Consider the following 15686-nt stretch of genomic DNA (forward strand, 5'->3'; position numbering starts at 1 on the left):
AGAGAAAACAATGACGCCGGCCGATACCAGCACCGCACGCATGGTGCAACTGATGGAAGTCCTCGCACCGGTCGAGGGCTACAATCTCAGCGCGCTCGATGACGTGCGCTTCCTGCGCTCGAATCGCCCACTGACCCGCACCCCGGTGTTGTACGACCCCGGCATTGTCATCCTCTGCCAGGGTCGCAAGCGCGGTTATCTGGGTGAGGACACCTACGTCTATGACGCGCAGCATTATCTGGTGGTGTCCGTGCCCATCCCCTTCACCATGGAGACCGACGCCACGGCAGCCGAGCCGATGCTCGCGATTTACATGCAACTGGATTTTCAGTTGGCCAGCGAGTTGATGTTGCAAGTCGATGAGGTGCATGGCGTCAGCGATGCTGAGCCAAAAGGCATGTACGCCTCGCCGATGGACGAAGCGCTGCGCACTACGACCCTGCGTTTTCTCGAGGCGATGAGCGTCGCCGGTGAAGCGCAAATTCTCGGGCCGGCGCTGGTACGCGAGATCTATTACCGCATTCTCACGGGCGAGCAAGGTGGATCAATGCGTGCCGCGCTGCACCGTCGCGGGCATTTCGGCAAGGTGAGCCGGGCGATCCGCAAGATTCACAGCTGTTATCGGCAGCGCCTCGACGTTGAGCAATTGGCCCACGAAGCGAGCATGAGCGTACCGAGTTTTCACCTGCACTTTCGCAGCGTGACCGATACCTCGCCGATGCAATACCTGAAGTCGACACGCCTGCATCAGGCGCGGCTGCTGATGCTGCGCCAAGCCATGAGCGCATCGGCGGCAGCGTTCGACGTCGGTTATGAAAGCGCCTCGCAATTCAGTCGCGAGTTCAAACGATTTTTCGGCCGCACGCCGCAGGCGGAGATTGAATGGATGAAGGCGACGTACTCATTGCCGCCGCCGACAACGCCTTCCGAATTCGTGTCGTCGCACTAGACCGGTCATTTCGCGGGATGAAGCGCCGCGCCGTGGTGCATTGCCAGATGCCCGGTCTTGTCACTTTTGACTTCGTACTGCGGCTCGTCCTTGGAAGCAGGCCGATGGCGGCCCATGAACTCGACATCCCAGGTGTGCACCTTGACCACCTTGCCGCGAATCTCGCCGGCTTCGCTGTTCCAGTGAACCGCGTCGCCGACCTTGAATGACGTGCTCATGGCCTGTTCCCCACACTTATTCAATCCGGTCATTGCGACTCAGGATGCTCGCTCGACACCGAGTTGTTGGCCGCCACATCCGTCATGTCTTCATCGACTGGGGATTCTTCATCGGCGGGCAATGGAACCTCAGGCGGATTGCGTTCCGGATCATGCCCCGTCTCATTGTCCGTCGTCCGTGTCACGTTTTGCTGTGACCGGTTGCCCGGTGCATTTTCATCGATGTCCATGCTTGCTTCTCCGTTCTTGTACGCGGGATATCCGCGCTTAAACGTGAGAGGCAACGGCACAGCGCAAGTGCCGGGCACTGGACGAACGGTGCTCCAACGAAAAAAGCCTGCCGTTCAGGGCAGGCTTTCGCTTGGAGATTAAAATAATCGTGCCGGGCCAGCCGGACGCTAATCGTAAAACGCCTCAACCAAAACCCGACTGCCGACAAAGAAACTGTCCGCCACCAACCGTAACGGCTGCACATCCAGGTCACTGGCCTTGTCGCCGATCAACTGTTGGAAATGTCTGTACACCGCCGCGTACTCGCCCTCCTCCGACACGGCCTGACGCACGCCATCGATGCTCAACAGCGCCCCGCCGTTTTCCAGACGCAGAACACCCTCGGCACAACGAACTTCGATACTCCACAGCTCATCATGCCCATGGTCGAAATCGAACTCCGCCCGCACATCAAGCTGACGCGCATCAGCCATTTTGATCGACGCAGCAATCGGCGACTGGCAGTTGCTCGGCACGCGCAGTTCAGCCGATTCGACAAACAGCGGCAGCTTCAGCAGATGGGTGACGATCGACAAGGCATTGATCCCCGGATCGAATACGCCGAGGCCGCCGGGTTGCCAGATCCAGGTCTGCCCGGGGTGCCATTTGCGCACGTCTTCTTTCCAGTCGATCTGCACGCTTTGCAAAGTGCGCGAGGCGAGCCAGTCGCGAGCGGCTTCGATACCGGGCGCGTAGCGTGAATGCCAGGCAAACAACGCGCTGACGCCCTGCTCTGCGGCCTGATCGACCAAGGCCAGCGCTTCGCCCAACGTGGCACACGGGGGCTTCTCAACCAACACGTGTTTGCCTGCGGCCAGCGCTTGCTGCACCAGCGCAAAACGACCTTGCGGTGGCGTGCAGAAGGCAATCGCGTCAACCTGCGGACCGTTTTCCAGCAGCTCGCTCAACGAACGGAAATTTTCGACACCGGGGCAAGGCTTGCCTTGGGTAGCGACGGAGACCAACTGGAAAGCGGGATTGGCGAGGATCGCCGGGACGTGTTGATCCTGGGCAATCTTGCCGTAGCCCACCAGACCGAGACGGATTGGTTGCATCAATGACTCCTGTTTTGATTTTGTTGTCGTCAGTGAACCGGGAGATTACCTGTAAACGCCACGAGCGTCTGTCCGCGCAATGTCACAACAACGCACAGGATCAGGCAAGGATTGCACAGGAATGCACTAGTGCCCGAAGCGCCGGAAAAGAAACAATGCCTTACGACAAACCGATCGAGGATGTTCCCATGCTTGTACAAGCCTACGGCGCCCACGCGGGCGACAAACCCCTTGAACCGATGCAGATAAACCGCCGCGCGCCGGCCGCCCATGATGTGCAGATCGATATCGCCTTTTGTGGCATCTGCCATTCGGATCTGCACCAGGTGCGCGCGGAATGGGCCGGTACACAATTCCCATGCGTACCGGGGCATGAAATCGTCGGTCGCGTTTCCGCCGTCGGCGCACATGTGTCGGACTATAAGGTCGGTGATCTGGTCGGCGTCGGTTGCATCGTCGACAGCTGCAAACATTGCGATGACTGCGAAAGCGGTCTGGAAAACTATTGCGACGGCATGATCGGCACCTACAACTTCCCGACCGCGGATGCGCCGGGCTGGACGCTGGGCGGCTACTCGCAAAACATCGTTGTGCATGAACGCTACGTGTTGCGCATCCGTCATCCTGAAGCGCAACTGGCCGCCGTCGCGCCGCTGCTGTGTGCCGGCATCACCACTTACTCGCCGCTGCGTCATTGGAATGCGGGACCGGGCAAGAAAGTCGGCGTGGTCGGCATCGGTGGCCTCGGCCACATGGGCATCAAACTGGCTCACGCTCTGGGCGCCCACGTTGTCGCATTCACTACCTCTGAATCCAAACGCGAAGCGGCCAAAGCGCTTGGCGCCGATGAGGTTGTGGTGTCGCGCAATGCCGAAGAAATGGCCGCACACGCCAAGAGCTTCGACCTGATCCTCAACACCGTCGCCGCGCCGCACGATCTCGATGCATTCCTGGTGCTGCTCAAGCGCGATGGTGCGTTGACGCTGGTCGGCGCGCCTGCGACGTCGCATCCTTCGCCGAACGTGTTCAACCTGATCATGAAGCGCCGCACGATTGCCGGCTCGATGATCGGCGGCATTGCCGAAACTCAGGAAATGCTCGATTTCTGTGCCGAGCACGGCATCGTTTCCGACATCGAACTGATCCGCGCCGACCAGATCAACGACGCCTACGAGCGCATGCTCCAGGGCGATGTGAAATATCGTTTCGTGATCGACAACGCAACGTTGGCCGGCTAAGCCTCAGCGCCCATTGGCCATTAAGCGCGGCCAATGGGCCATTGAATTCCGTCGCCGGGATTTGACAGGTCCGGCGTTGCTCGCCAGAGTCGCACCCCTTTGCCTGCCATCAAGGGGTTGCCGTTGAACGAACAGACATTGTCCATGCGCCTTGAGCGCGTGGCTGCCCACGTACCTGCCGGTGCGCGATTGGCGGATATCGGCTCGGATCACGGCTATCTGCCGGTGGCGCTAATGCGCCGTGGTCTGATCAGCGCCGCCGTGGCGGGCGAAGTCGCGTCGACGCCGTTCCACGCGGCTGAACGCACCGTGCGCGAGAATGATCTGCAGCAGCAAATCAGTGTGCGCCGGGCCGATGGTCTGGCAGCAATCAAACCTGACGACGGCATCACCGCCATCAGCGTCTGCGGCATGGGCGGTGAAACCATCCGCGACATCCTCGACAGCGGCAAGGCCCACCTCAACGGCCAGGAACGTCTGATCCTGCAACCCAACGGCGGCGAACAACCCTTGCGCCAGTGGCTGATGGAAAACGGCTACCGCATCCTCAGCGAAGAGCTGCTGCGGGAAAACCGCTTCGACTACGAAATCATCGTCGCCGAACGCGCTGAACCGGTGATCTATACCGACAAGGAACTGTACTTCGGCCCCTTGCAGATGCAGGCCCGCAGCCCCGAGTTTCTGCGCAAATGGCAGCACAAACTTCACCATAAGCAGAAGACGCTGAGCCAACTCGCCCATGCGCAGCAGGGTTTACCGGATGGAAAGGTGCAAGACCTGACGCAACAGACACGCTGGATTACCGAGCTGCTGGCCTGAGCGCCAGCGTTTCGCACTGAGAAAACGCGTGCACAGGATGACTGCTCGCGCGCCCTCATTTGATACACCACATCATAAATGATGTACCCCAAGCCCCATTTATCAATTCTCTCCTGCCTCTTAAAGTCCTCTCCAACAGCCGCCCATCACTCCGACGGGCCAGCGACTGGAGATACCCCAAATGCCTTTCATCAGCGTACGTATCACCCGTGACGGCGTGACCCGGGAACAGAAAGCCCAGGTCATCAAGGAAATCACCGAAACGATGCAGCGGGTGCTGCACAAGGACCCGAAACTCACCCACATCGTGATCGAGGAAGTCGACACCGATAACTGGGGTTACGCCGGCATCACCACCACCGAATATCGCCAACAGTTGGCGGACTCGCAGTCATGAGCCGGGCCGTGAAAATCGATTTCGTCTCGGATGTCGTTTGCCCCTGGTGCGCATTGGGCGCCACCGCTCTGGAGCAAGCGATCCGGAATCTGGCGGGCGAAGTCGACGTGGAACTGACCTACAAACCGTTCGAACTGAACCCCGACATGCCCGCCGAAGGTGAACACGCCATCGAGCACATGATGCGCAAATACGGGCGCAGCGCTGAGCAAGTGGCAGATCGCAACGCGATGATCATCGAACGCGGCGAGCAGATCGGTTTTCACTTCGACCTGGAAAAACGCAGCCATTTCCACAACACCTTCGATGCCCATCGACTGCTGTTCTGGGCCGCCACACAAGGACGTCAGCGTGAGTTGAAGCAAGCCTTGCTCAAGGCCTACTTCACTGACGGCAAGAACCCGAATGACCACGCCACGCTGGTGATGCTGGCAGGCGCAGTCGGGCTCGACAGTCAGCGTGCGCAAGAGGTTCTGGCCAATGCAGAGTTCCGCCAGGCCGTGCGCGAACTTGAACGGTTTTACCAGCAGCGCGGCATCGACTCGGTTCCGGCCATGGTCCTTGATGACAAACAGGTCATCCCCGGTTCCCAGTCCGTCGCTTATTACGAGCAAGCGTTACGTCAAGCCGCGCAGATTGCGGCTCACGCCTGACACCCGAACTTCGTTTTTTCAAACCATTCAGATTGCATGAGGAAACATCATGAGCACGTCCAAAAAAGTTGTAGTGATCACCGGCGCCTCGCAAGGCATTGGCGCAGGCCTGGTCAAGGGTTTCCGTGAACGCGGCTATCAGGTTGTCGCGACCTCCCGTTCGATCAAACCGTCCACTGACGCGGATGTTCTCGCCGTCGCCGGTGACATCGCCGACCCGCTGACCGCCGAACGTGTGATTCGCGAAGCCGTTGCTCGTTTCGGGCGCATCGACACGCTGGTCAATAACGCCGGGATTTTCGTCGCCAAACCCTTCACCGAGTACAGCCAGGCAGACTACGCACAAGTGGTAGCGACCAACATGAGCGGCTTCTTCCACATCTCGCAATTGGCCATTGCCGAAATGGAGAAAAACGCCAGCGGCCACATCGTCAGCGTCACCACCAGCCTGGTCGACCACGCGATTGACGGCGTACCGTCGGTGCTCGCGTCGCTGACCAAAGGTGGCATCAACGCGGCGACCAAATCCCTGGCCATCGAGTACGCCAAGCGCGGTATTCGGGTCAATGCGGTGTCGCCCGGCATCATCAAGACACCGATGCACGGCGAAGAGACTCACGCCGCCCTCGGTAGCCTGCACCCGGTTGGGCATATGGGTGAGATCGACGACATCGTGCAAGCGATCCTTTACCTGGACAGTGCGAAGTTCGTGACCGGCGAAATCCTCCATGTCGACGGTGGTCAAAGCGCTGGCCATTGACACCTCCCCACGGCACTGCCGGTGTGTACCGGCGGTGCCGCTTCATGAGATAAACCTGAGAATGAACCGTCAGTTGATCCTCAGGCTTATTCCATGAAGCGCCACTTTGAAGACTTGCAGTTAGGCAGCATCGAACTCTTTTGCCTCGCCGCTGAAGCCGGCAGCTTCACCGCCGCCGCCCAGCTTGCGGGTGTGACGCCGGCCGCGGTGAGCCGGTCGATTCTTCGCCTCGAAAAAAGATTGGGTTCACGCTTGTTTGCCCGAACTACCCGCAGCATTCGCTTGACCGAAGCGGGCAGAAACTTTTTCGTCCAGTGCAGCCAGGCGCTGACGCAACTGGTCGAAGCGCAACAAGAAGTCATGGGCGCACAGTCGTCACCGTCCGGTCAGTTGCGCATCAGCCTGCCCACCACTTACGGGCACCACCGCATTCTGCCGCTGCTGCCAAAATTCCGCGCGCTCTACCCTGACGTCACCGTCGACATCCACTTGGGCAACCGCAATATCGACTTCGTCGGCGAAGGCTACGACCTGGCGATCCGCGTCCGCGCGCAACCGGATTCGACCATGGTTGCGCGGCTGCTGGAGGATGCAAAACTGGTGGTGGTCGCCTCCCCCGACTATCTGAAAAAGGCTGGCACACCGAAGACGCTTGAGGATCTGGTGCAACACGAATGTATTCAGTTCGAACTGCCGAGCAGCGGGCGGCGGATCTCCTGGCTGTTCCAGGAAAATGGCCACGATCGCGAAGTGATTTCCGACGGCGGTTACTCCTGCTCCGATGACGTGCTCGGCGGTGTCACCCTGGCCAGACATGGTGCCGGGGTCTTCCAGACGTACAAGTTCATTGTCGAAAAGGAGCTGGCGGACGGCAGCTTGGTCGAGGTACTTAAGCCGTACGCCGGGCGCTCGCGACCTTACACCTTGCTGTATCCGCATGGACGGTATGTGCCGCAACGGGTCAGGGCGTTTGTCGACTTTCTGTTGCAGTTTCGTGATGAGTGGGCGGTTGACGCTGATTGAATCGGCGCAACACAAAAGCCTGCTTTTCATGGCAGGCTTTTGTGTGGTCGCGCAGGCTTACTTCTGCTGTGCGGTCAGCGCCGTGTAGCTGTTCATCAGGTTGCGGTAGTTCGGGATCCGCTGCGACAGCAGGTTACCCAGACCTTCAATGTCGTTGCGCCAGTCGCGGTGCAGCTCACACGCCACCGAGAACCAGTTCATCATTTGCGCGCCGGCCTGAGTCATGCGACTCCACGCGGCTTGTTGCACGGTGGTGTTGAAGGTGCCGGACGCATCAGTCACCACAAACACCTCAAACCCTTCCGCCAGCGCCGACAAGGTCGGGAACGCTACGCAGACATCCGTGACCACACCGGCAATGATGATTTGCTTGCGACCGGTAGCTTTGATCGCCTTCACAAAATCTTCGTTGTCCCAGGCGTTGATCTGACCTGGACGAGCGATGTACGGCGCATCCGGGAACATTTCTTTCAGCTCTGGTACCAGCGGGCCGTTCGGGCCTTGTTCGAAGCTGGTGGTGAGGATGGTCGGCAGTTCGAAGAACTTGGCCAGATCCGCCAGGGCCAGCACGTTGTTCTTGAACTCGTTGGGCGAGAAGTCCTGCACCAGCGAAATCAGGCCGGTCTGGTGGTCGACCAGCAGCACGATGGCGTCGTCTTTGTTGAGGCGGTTGTAGGTTGGAGTGGTCATGGTCTGCTTCTCTTTTGAGCTTTAGAAGTTGTTGTTGCGTTCAAGTTGGGTACAGATTACTGACGCACAGGGACGGGATAAATCGGCTGAAAAGCGTTTCACCGTCCACTCAAAAGGGACAATTTTCCGGCTGCCGGTGAGTCTGAAAAACTGGCACCACTGACAAACCTGCGCGGAGCAGTCACGGGGTCATTTATCAGCTGCAGGTCCCCGCGCCGTGCTGTCGCGCTTCGTCAATGTGAACGGCAACACCACATGCCGTTGCGGCAACGGCTGTTTCTCGATCAGCGCAATCAGCATTTCCACGGCTTTCTCGCCGAACATTTCGGCGGGCTGGGCAATGGTCGTCAGCGGTGGATCGCAGTACGCGGCCATTGGAATATCGTCGAATCCGGCGAGAGAAATATCCTCCGGCACACGCAGCCCCTGCTCTTTAATGCTCTTGAGCGCGCCGATGGCCATTTCGTCATTTTCACAAAACAGCGCGCTCGGTCGGTTGTCGAGCGCGAGCAGTTTCCCGGCACCCGAATAGCCAGCGTCCAGGGTGAAATCGCCGTGACAGATGAGCGTGTTGTCCAGCGCAAGACCGGCGTCGCGCAGGGCCGCCTCATACCCCGCCAGACGATCACGCGTGAGCGGGCTGCCTTTGGGTCCTTTGATCAGTCCGATGCGCTGATGCCCCATCGCGATCAGGTACTCGGTCATGGCTTTGGCCGCCGCAACGTTATCCAGACTGATCGTTGGATGCCGTCCGTGCCGGATGACTTCGCAGGCATTGACGATCGGGGCCAGTGCTGGCTCGGCGGTAGATTCTTCGAAGGGATCATAGGCGCGCAACTGAATGACGCCATCGGCTTGATGGGCGTGCACCAGATCAGCGAACTGGCGCTCAAGTGATGCCTGGCCCTGGGTGTCGCACAACAGCAACCGGTATCCGGCGGCCTGCGCGGCTTTCTGTGCGCCGCTGATCACCCTGGCGAAAAAGGTGTTGGCAATGGTCGGGACCAGAATCACCAGGTTGCCCGTTCTACGCGAGCGAAACTGCACCGCCATCAAATTCGGTCGATAGCCGGTTTGCTGGACGGCGGCCATGACCCGCTCGCGGGTATCGGGCAGCACACGCTCGGGGGACTTCAATGTTCTCGACACCGTTGCTACCGAGACACCCGCCAGCCGTGCCACTTCGCGGATATTGGACAAGACTGCCTCGCTCTTTCAATCAAATCGGCCGTCGAGCTTACCGCACAGCGTCACACGCCGAAACGTTGGCATTCGTCAGACACGGTTTGACACTCGCTGATTTCAGGCCTAGATTTCGCCGACGATGTAACCGGTTACATCATCAATGTTCCGCATGAATCCACTGAGACAATTGCCATGATTGCAGCAGGTAGAAAAATAAGAATGGGCTTCGTCGGCGGTGGTGAAGGCGCCTTCATCGCCCAGGCACACCGGCAAGCCGCCGGCCTCGATGGACGCTTCGAACTGGTCTGCGGTGCGTTCAGCCGCGACGCCCATAACAATCAACGCAGTGGTGCGGCGCTTGGGCTGCCTGCGCAACGCTGCTATGACGCCTGGCAAGACATGCTGGCCGCCGAACACGCACTGCCGGCCGATCAGCGCATGGAACTGCTGGTGATCGTCACGCCTAATCACCTGCACGCCCCTATCGCCAGTGCAGCACTGAGTGCGGGTTTCCATGTGTTCAGTGAAAAGCCCGCTGCGCTCAATCTGGCGCAAGTGCAGGACTTGGCCCGCGTGGTCAACAACAGCCAGCGGATCTACGCCTTGGCACATACCTACCTGGGGTATGCGATGGTCTGGCAGGCACGCGAGATGGTCGCCAACGGTGAAATCGGGCGTCTGCGCAAAGTCCTCGTCGAATACCCGCAAGGCTGGCTCAGCAGCGATGTGGCTGGCCAAGGCAACAAACAGGCGGGCTGGCGCGACAATCCTGAACAATCCGGCATCGGTGGCTGCATCGGTGACATCGGCACGCACGCGTTTTCCCTCGCGGAGTTTGTCGCCGGTCAACCCATCCAGTTCATCAGCGCGATGCTCGGGTCGCATTTGAGCAGTCGCCAGCTGGATGACGACGCCTCGATGCTGTTCAAAATGGCCGACGGCGCCAGCGGCGTATTGATCGCCAGCCAAGTGTGCGCGGGCGAAGAGAACCCGCTGAAGATTCGTCTGTATGGCGACAAGGGCGGGCTGGAATGGCGTCAGGAAGAGCCCGCCGGTCTGATCCATCGCCCCTTGAATGAGCCGATGCGCGTGCTGCGCTCGGGCCTTGGTCAACCTTGGCTGTGCGCAAACGCCACGCGGCGCATGCGCTTGCCCGCCGGACACCCGGAAGGCTACCTCGAGGCCATGGCCAATCTCTACGGTGACCTCGCGCAGGCCATTTTCGACGGTGCGAGCGGCCCTGACGCACCGGGCGTTCCCGGCATAGCCACCGGGCTGCGCGGCATGGCCTTCATCGAGACCGCCATCGCCAATCATTGTGGCGAAGCCAAATGGACTGCAATACCTGACCTTGCCAATGGAGCAACCGCCAATGAACGTTAATCAACAACGCCCGAGCGGGATGCGCGGCCCCGGTATCTTTCTCGCCCAATTCATCGCCGACGAAGCGCCTTTCGATACCTTGGCCAACATCGCGCAATGGGCAGCTTCTCAAGGCTACAAAGCCATCCAGTTGCCAACCCTCGGCACGCGCTTCATCGACCTCGAACGCGCCGCCGACAGTCAGGATTATTGCGACGAACTCATCGCCGTATGCGCCAAGGCCGGTGTGGTGATCAGCGAGCTGTCGACACACCTGCAAGGCCAACTGGTCGCGGTGCATCCGGCGTTCGACGCACTCTTCGATGACTTCGCCCCGGCAGCGCTGCGTGGCCAGCCGCAAGCACGCACCGAGTGGGCGATCAGCCAGTTGAAACTGGCGGCGCGCGCCAGTCAACGCTTGGGGTTGACCGCCCACGCGACCTTTTCCGGCGCCCTGCTCTGGCCCTACGTCTACCCATGGCCGCAACGCCCTGCCGGCCTGGTGGAACAGGGTTTTGCCGAATTGGCGAAACGCTGGTTGCCGATCCTCGAATGCTTCGATGAGGCCGGTGTCGACCTCTGCTACGAGATCCACCCCGGCGAAGACCTGCACGATGGCGCCTCTTTCGAACAATTCCTTGAAGCGGTGAATCATCATCCGCGCGCGGCAATTCTGTATGACCCGAGCCATCTGTTGCTGCAGCAAATGGACTACCTGGGCTTCATCGATCGCTACCACGCGCGCATCCGCATGTTCCACGTCAAGGATGCGGAGTTTCACGCCAACGCGCGATCCGGCGTCTACGGCGGCTATCAGGGCTGGGTTGATCGCCCGGGGCGGTTTCGTTCATTGGGCGATGGCCAGATCGACTTCAAAGCGATCTTCAGCAAACTGACTCAATACGACTTCAACGGTTGGGCCGTGCTGGAGTGGGAATGCTGTCTGAAAGACGCCGCGCAAGGCGCTGCCGAAGGGGCGGCCTTCATCGAGCGACACATGATCACCCGAACCCGCAAGGCATTCGACGATTTCGCCAGTGTGAGTGCTGACGAGCAATCCAACCGGCGTCTGCTGGGCCTTGGCGAACCCTGATTACCACGCTGTTACCGACATAAAAATAATACGGTGATTGAAATGAACGTAATGAATGCGCGACTCAGCGTCATGATGTTTCTGCAGTTTTTTATCTGGGGCGGCTGGTTCGTCACCCTCGGCACCTTTCTCACCACGACACTGGCAGCCAGCGGCGGCCAGGTGGGAATGGCGTTCTCCACGCAGTCGTGGGGCGCGATCATTGCGCCGTTTGTCGTTGGTCTGATTGCTGATCGCTTTTTCAATGCCGAACGCATCTTGGCAGTGCTGCACCTGCTGGGCGCGGTGCTGCTCTTTCAGCTTTATCGGGCAACTGATTTCAGCGCGTTTTATCCCTATGTGCTGGCCTACATGCTGGTCTACATGCCAACCCTGGCCCTGGTCAACGCGGTAGCCTTCCGACAGATCAAAGACCCGGCCCGGGAGTTTTCCCGCATCCGCGTATGGGGCACCATTGGCTGGATCGTCGCCGGCATCGTGATCAGTTTCGGCTTTGCCTGGGACGCTCAACAGACGATTGCTGCAGGCGGTTTGCGCAACACGTTCCTGATGTCCGCCGTGGCCTCGCTGGTGTTGGGCCTCTACAGTTTCAGCCTGCCGAAAACCGCACCGTTGAAATCCACCACCGATACGCCTGGTATCAAACAGATGGCGGGGATGGACGCATTGGGCCTGCTCAAGGATCGCAGTTATCTGGTGTTCTTTCTTGCATCCATCCTGATCTGCATTCCTCTGGCGTTCTATTACCAGAATGCCAATCCGTTTCTGGCCGAAATCGGTGTCACCAACCCCACCGCGAAGATGGCTCTGGGTCAGGTCTCCGAAGTGCTGTTCATGCTTCTGCTACCCCTGTTCATCCAGCGTTTCGGCATCAAGATTGCCTTACTGGTCGGGATGCTGGCCTGGGCCTTGCGCTATGTGTTGTTCGCCTACGGCAACAATGGTGACCAAGTGTTCATGCTGCTGATCGGTATTGCGCTGCACGGCGTGTGTTATGACTTTTTCTTCGTCTGTGGGCAGATCTACACCGATGCCAAAGCGCCCGAGCGCTTCCGCAGCTCGGCTCAGGGCCTGATCACCTTGGCCACTTACGGTGTGGGCATGCTGATCGGATTCTGGGTGGCGGGTCAGATCACTGACCACTTCACCGCGCAAAACGGCCACGACTGGAGAAGTATATGGCTGTTCCCGGCAGGATTTTCGGTGGGGGTTCTGCTGTGTTTCGCACTGGCGTTCAAAAGCCGTGGCGGCGAAAAGGAAGGGATGCCGTCGACCGTCTAGAAACGCCGTTCTGATAGGCGCAGCGGCAGAAAACAGAAAAAGCCTGCTTTTCAGGGCAGGCTTTTCGTTTACATCGCGCAGGCTTACTTCTGCTGTGCGGTCAGCGCCGAGTAGCTGTTCATCAGATTGCGGTAATTCGGGATCCGCTGCGACAGCAGATTACCCAAGCCTTCAATGTCGTTGCGCCAGTCGCGGTGCAACTCACACGCCACCGAGAACCAGTTCATCATCTGCGCACCAGCCTGAGTCATGCGGCTCCACGCGGCTTGTTGCACGGTGGTGTTGAAGGTGCCGGAGGCATCGGTGACCACAAACACATCAAACCCCTCCGCCAGCGCCGACAAGGTCGGGAACGCTACGCAGACATCCGTGACCACACCGGCAATGATGATCTGCTTGCGACCGGTAGCTTTGATCGCCTTCACAAAATCTTCGTTGTCCCACGCGTTGATCTGACCAGGACGAGCGATGTACGGCGCGTCCGGGAACATCTCTTTCAGTTCCGGTACCAACGGGCCGTTCGGGCCTTGTTCGAAGCTGGTGGTGAGGATGGTCGGCAGTTCGAAGAACTTGGCCAGATCGGCCAGGGCCAGCACGTTGTTCTTGAACTCGTTTGGCGAGAAGTCCTGCACCAGGGAAATAAGGCCGGTCTGGTGGTCGACCAGCAGCACGATGGCGTCGTCTTTGTTCAGGCGGTTATAGGTTGGAGTGGTCATGGTCTGCTTCCCTTTTGAGTTTTAGAAGTTGTTGTTGCGTTCAAGTTGGGTACAGATTACTGACGCACAGGGACGGGATAAATCGGCTGAAAAGCGTTTCACCGTCAACTCAAAAAGGACAATACCGATCAACCAGGCACTTCTGCACTGTCGGCAGATATCAGCAATGACGCGGTCATTTCAGCGTGGCATACCGCAAGGATTTCATCGGCCAGCGCTGAATCATCCGGGCAGGCACGCGACAGAATAATCGCGCCCACCGCCCGCGCCAGCATGTCGATCATTTTCACTCGCCCCTCACCAGATGCCGCGTCGGGCCCTGTCGGGTACTTGTCGCCGAGCGTCTGCAGCGTGCGTTCGATCCCCTCGGCAAACGCCGTTTTCACATCGTCAGACTGACGCGCTGCGTCGCCGCACAAAGCGGCCATGGTGCAACCGCTGCCCCGCCCGTCCCGATGTTCTTTCGAGACATAAGCGTCGATGAAACCTTGAACATCGACCATTTCGGCACCGACCAACGAGCGCGCAAGGCTGTTGGCCGAGGCTTCGGACATCAGGTCGGCCTTCGAGCCGAAGTGTTTGTAGAAACCGCCATGGGTAAATCCGGCCGCCGCCATCAGGTCCGCAACGCCGACACCGTCAAAACCTCGCTCACGGAACAACACCGAAGCGGTCTCGACGATGTGCTCGCGGTTTGCCTGCGCCTGGGCTTTGGTCACTCTCACGTGCAATACCTCCGCTGAAAAATCATGCGCAGATGATACATAGATGTCGGCCATAATCAAAACCGTTGACAGTTTAGATTTCGATCATCATCCTAATTACAGAAGTTATCGCTGCTCATCCACAGGCACGGATCAAACCCCATGACCGATCAAAATCTGTTCACGCCGTACACGCTTGGCTCCCTGACGCTGGCGAATCGCATCGTTCTCGCGCCGCTGACCCGCAATCGAGCGGGCGAAGGCTTTGTGCCCAGTGAGTTCGCAGCCACCTATTACAGTCAGCGCGCCTCTGCAGGCCTGCTGATTTCCGAGGCTTCGCAGATCTCCCGACAGGGCCAGGGCTATCAGGACACCCCGGGGATTTACACGCAGGCGCAGATCGATGGCTGGCGCAAGGTGACCGCTGCGGTGCACGAACAAGGCGCGAAGATCTTTCTGCAACTGTGGCATGTCGGTCGTGTTTCACATGTTGATCTTCAAGAAAACGGCGCCGCACCTGTAGCGCCCTCGGCGATACGCCCGGCGACCAAAGTGTTCGTCAACAACCGTTTTGAAGACGTTTCCGCGCCGCGAGCACTGGAGATCAGCGAACTCCCGGGGATCGTCAACGATTTCCGCCAGGCAGCGGTCAACGCGATCGCCGCTGGGTTCGATGGTGTGGAAATCCACGGTGCCAACGGCTATTTGCTCGATCAATTCATCAAGGATGGCGCCAACGTGCGCACCGATGCCTACGGCGGCTCGATTGAAAATCGTGCGCGCTTGTTGCTGGAAGTGACGGCAGCAGTCGTCGCCGAGATTGGCGCAGATCGCACCGGCATTCGCCTCTCGCCGGTGTCGCCGGCCAACGGGGTGTCGAGCAGCGACCCGCAAGGGCAGTTCGATTACATCGTCGAGCAACTCGATGCGCTGGGCATCGTTTATCTGCATGTGGTCGAAGGCGCAACCGGCGGGCCGCGCGATGTCGCGCCGTTCGATTTCGGCGCTCTGCGCCAGCGATTCAAAAACACCTACATCGCCAACAACGGCTACGACCTCGACCTGGCGAACGCGCGGATTGCCGAGGACCACGCCGATCTGATCGCCTTCGGTCGCCCGTTCATTGGCAATCCCGATCTGGTCGAGCGCCTGGCGGCCGGTGCGCCGCTGGCCGGTTTCAACCCCGCCACCCTGTATGGCGGCGGTGCGGAAGGCTACATCGACTATCCGACCTTGGCTGAATGGAGCGCTAGTGCTCAGTAAGCCGAGCACC

At 59.3% G+C, this 15686-nt stretch carries 18 protein-coding genes; 11 read left to right on the forward strand and 7 right to left on the reverse strand.

The genetic code is table 11. The features are described from left to right. Positions 1-10 precede the first annotated feature (10 nt). Positions 11-949 carry an AraC family transcriptional regulator gene (locus tag CCX46_RS17575; protein WP_127928453.1) on the forward strand — a complete coding sequence of 313 codons (939 nt, stop codon included), beginning with the start codon at positions 11-13 and terminating at the stop codon, positions 947-949. A 5-nt stretch (positions 950-954) separates the two neighbouring features. Here the strand turns inward: CCX46_RS17575 and CCX46_RS17580 are convergent, their stop codons facing one another. From CCX46_RS17580 to CCX46_RS17590, 3 genes are all read right to left on the reverse strand, one after another. Next, positions 955-1167, reverse strand: a complete 213-nt coding sequence (locus tag CCX46_RS17580) for a DUF2945 domain-containing protein (RefSeq protein ID WP_127928455.1) — start codon at positions 1165-1167, stop codon at positions 955-957. A 29-nt stretch (positions 1168-1196) separates the two neighbouring features. Then, entirely contained in the window at positions 1197-1397 is a 201-nt protein-coding gene (locus tag CCX46_RS17585) for a hypothetical protein (protein WP_127928457.1), read from the reverse strand. A 168-nt stretch (positions 1398-1565) separates the two neighbouring features. Next, the gene (locus CCX46_RS17590; RefSeq protein ID WP_127928459.1) at positions 1566-2492 is read right to left on the reverse strand and encodes a Gfo/Idh/MocA family protein; all 927 of its coding nucleotides are present in this window, start codon (positions 2490-2492) and stop codon (positions 1566-1568) included. A gap of 188 nt (positions 2493-2680) precedes the next feature. Between CCX46_RS17590 and CCX46_RS17595 the strand changes: the two genes are divergently transcribed. The 6 genes from CCX46_RS17595 (at position 2681) to CCX46_RS17620 (ending at position 7382) form a co-directional block, all read left to right on the forward strand. Next, the gene (locus CCX46_RS17595; protein WP_127928461.1) at positions 2681-3730 is read left to right on the forward strand and encodes an NAD(P)-dependent alcohol dehydrogenase; all 1050 of its coding nucleotides are present in this window, start codon (positions 2681-2683) and stop codon (positions 3728-3730) included. Positions 3731-3853: 123 nt separating this feature from the next. Next, on the forward strand, positions 3854-4549 hold the full coding sequence (locus CCX46_RS17600; RefSeq protein WP_316916589.1) for a tRNA (adenine(22)-N(1))-methyltransferase: 696 nt from the start codon (positions 3854-3856) through the stop codon (positions 4547-4549). Between the two features lie 181 nt (positions 4550-4730). Then, the gene (locus tag CCX46_RS17605) at positions 4731-4946 is read left to right on the forward strand and encodes a tautomerase family protein (protein ID WP_016987787.1); all 216 of its coding nucleotides are present in this window, start codon (positions 4731-4733) and stop codon (positions 4944-4946) included. Then, the gene (locus tag CCX46_RS17610; RefSeq protein WP_127928465.1) at positions 4943-5599 is read left to right on the forward strand and encodes a DsbA family oxidoreductase; all 657 of its coding nucleotides are present in this window, start codon (positions 4943-4945) and stop codon (positions 5597-5599) included. Before CCX46_RS17605 ends, CCX46_RS17610 begins: the two co-directional genes overlap by 4 nt. 49 nt (positions 5600-5648) lie before the next feature. Beyond that, positions 5649-6359 (forward strand): SDR family NAD(P)-dependent oxidoreductase, encoded by a 711-nt coding sequence (locus CCX46_RS17615; protein ID WP_127928467.1) that lies wholly within the window; start codon positions 5649-5651, stop codon positions 6357-6359. 93 nt (positions 6360-6452) lie between these two features. Beyond that, a complete protein-coding gene (locus CCX46_RS17620; RefSeq protein ID WP_127928469.1) occupies positions 6453-7382 on the forward strand; it encodes a LysR family transcriptional regulator in 930 nt (309 codons plus the stop codon). A 57-nt stretch (positions 7383-7439) separates the two neighbouring features. Here CCX46_RS17620 and ycaC (CCX46_RS17625) read toward each other — a convergent pair whose 3' ends face one another. Together ycaC (CCX46_RS17625) and CCX46_RS17630 are read right to left on the reverse strand one after the other, a co-directional pair. Beyond that, positions 7440-8072 (reverse strand): isochorismate family cysteine hydrolase YcaC, encoded by a 633-nt coding sequence (ycaC, locus tag CCX46_RS17625; protein WP_127928471.1) that lies wholly within the window; start codon positions 8070-8072, stop codon positions 7440-7442. A gap of 189 nt (positions 8073-8261) precedes the next feature. Beyond that, positions 8262-9272 carry a LacI family DNA-binding transcriptional regulator gene (locus CCX46_RS17630; protein WP_127928473.1) on the reverse strand — a complete coding sequence of 337 codons (1011 nt, stop codon included), beginning with the start codon at positions 9270-9272 and terminating at the stop codon, positions 8262-8264. Positions 9273-9449: 177 nt separating this feature from the next. Here CCX46_RS17630 and CCX46_RS17635 point away from each other — a divergent pair, with 177 nt between their 5' ends. From CCX46_RS17635 to CCX46_RS17645, 3 genes are read left to right on the forward strand one after another with little or no spacing between them, the layout of a single operon-like run. Next, positions 9450-10640 carry a Gfo/Idh/MocA family protein gene (locus CCX46_RS17635; protein ID WP_127928475.1) on the forward strand — a complete coding sequence of 397 codons (1191 nt, stop codon included), beginning with the start codon at positions 9450-9452 and terminating at the stop codon, positions 10638-10640. Then, positions 10630-11712 carry a sugar phosphate isomerase/epimerase family protein gene (locus CCX46_RS17640; RefSeq protein ID WP_038365873.1) on the forward strand — a complete coding sequence of 361 codons (1083 nt, stop codon included), beginning with the start codon at positions 10630-10632 and terminating at the stop codon, positions 11710-11712. The genes CCX46_RS17635 and CCX46_RS17640 overlap by 11 nt, the downstream gene beginning before the upstream one ends. Before the next feature lie 42 nt (positions 11713-11754). Then, positions 11755-12993, forward strand: a complete 1239-nt coding sequence (locus CCX46_RS17645; protein WP_127928477.1) for a nucleoside permease — start codon at positions 11755-11757, stop codon at positions 12991-12993. Between the two features lie 83 nt (positions 12994-13076). Here the strand turns inward: CCX46_RS17645 and ycaC (CCX46_RS17650) are convergent, their stop codons facing one another. Next, on the reverse strand, positions 13077-13709 hold the full coding sequence (gene ycaC / locus CCX46_RS17650; RefSeq protein ID WP_007916011.1) for an isochorismate family cysteine hydrolase YcaC: 633 nt from the start codon (positions 13707-13709) through the stop codon (positions 13077-13079). Between the two features lie 128 nt (positions 13710-13837). Further along, a complete protein-coding gene (locus CCX46_RS17655; RefSeq protein WP_127928479.1) occupies positions 13838-14434 on the reverse strand; it encodes a TetR family transcriptional regulator in 597 nt (198 codons plus the stop codon). A 141-nt stretch (positions 14435-14575) separates the two neighbouring features. Here CCX46_RS17655 and CCX46_RS17660 point away from each other — a divergent pair, with 141 nt between their 5' ends. Next, positions 14576-15676 (forward strand): alkene reductase, encoded by a 1101-nt coding sequence (locus CCX46_RS17660; RefSeq protein WP_127928481.1) that lies wholly within the window; start codon positions 14576-14578, stop codon positions 15674-15676. Positions 15677-15686: the final 10 nt, after the last annotated feature.

The organism is Pseudomonas sp. RU47 (assembly GCF_004011755.1).
Lineage (GTDB): Bacteria > Pseudomonadota > Gammaproteobacteria > Pseudomonadales > Pseudomonadaceae > Aquipseudomonas.

Excerpts from the sequence above, each read along its gene's own strand:
- CCX46_RS17575 (WP_127928453.1), top strand. The coding sequence starts at position 11 with ATGACGCCGGCCGATACCAGCACCGCACGCATGGTGCAACTGATGGAA.
- CCX46_RS17580 (WP_127928455.1), bottom strand. The coding sequence starts at position 1,167 with ATGAGCACGTCATTCAAGGTCGGCGACGCGGTTCACTGGAACAGCGAA.
- CCX46_RS17585 (WP_127928457.1), bottom strand. The coding sequence starts at position 1,397 with ATGGACATCGATGAAAATGCACCGGGCAACCGGTCACAGCAAAACGTG.
- CCX46_RS17590 (WP_127928459.1), bottom strand. The coding sequence starts at position 2,492 with ATGCAACCAATCCGTCTCGGTCTGGTGGGCTACGGCAAGATTGCCCAG.
- CCX46_RS17595 (WP_127928461.1), top strand. The coding sequence starts at position 2,681 with ATGCTTGTACAAGCCTACGGCGCCCACGCGGGCGACAAACCCCTTGAA.
- CCX46_RS17605 (WP_016987787.1), top strand. The coding sequence starts at position 4,731 with ATGCCTTTCATCAGCGTACGTATCACCCGTGACGGCGTGACCCGGGAA.
- CCX46_RS17610 (WP_127928465.1), top strand. The coding sequence starts at position 4,943 with ATGAGCCGGGCCGTGAAAATCGATTTCGTCTCGGATGTCGTTTGCCCC.
- CCX46_RS17615 (WP_127928467.1), top strand. The coding sequence starts at position 5,649 with ATGAGCACGTCCAAAAAAGTTGTAGTGATCACCGGCGCCTCGCAAGGC.
- CCX46_RS17620 (WP_127928469.1), top strand. The coding sequence starts at position 6,453 with ATGAAGCGCCACTTTGAAGACTTGCAGTTAGGCAGCATCGAACTCTTT.
- ycaC (WP_127928471.1), bottom strand. The coding sequence starts at position 8,072 with ATGACCACTCCAACCTACAACCGCCTCAACAAAGACGACGCCATCGTG.
- CCX46_RS17635 (WP_127928475.1), top strand. The coding sequence starts at position 9,450 with ATGATTGCAGCAGGTAGAAAAATAAGAATGGGCTTCGTCGGCGGTGGT.
- CCX46_RS17640 (WP_038365873.1), top strand. The coding sequence starts at position 10,630 with ATGAACGTTAATCAACAACGCCCGAGCGGGATGCGCGGCCCCGGTATC.
- CCX46_RS17645 (WP_127928477.1), top strand. The coding sequence starts at position 11,755 with ATGAACGTAATGAATGCGCGACTCAGCGTCATGATGTTTCTGCAGTTT.
- ycaC (WP_007916011.1), bottom strand. The coding sequence starts at position 13,709 with ATGACCACTCCAACCTATAACCGCCTGAACAAAGACGACGCCATCGTG.
- CCX46_RS17660 (WP_127928481.1), top strand. The coding sequence starts at position 14,576 with ATGACCGATCAAAATCTGTTCACGCCGTACACGCTTGGCTCCCTGACG.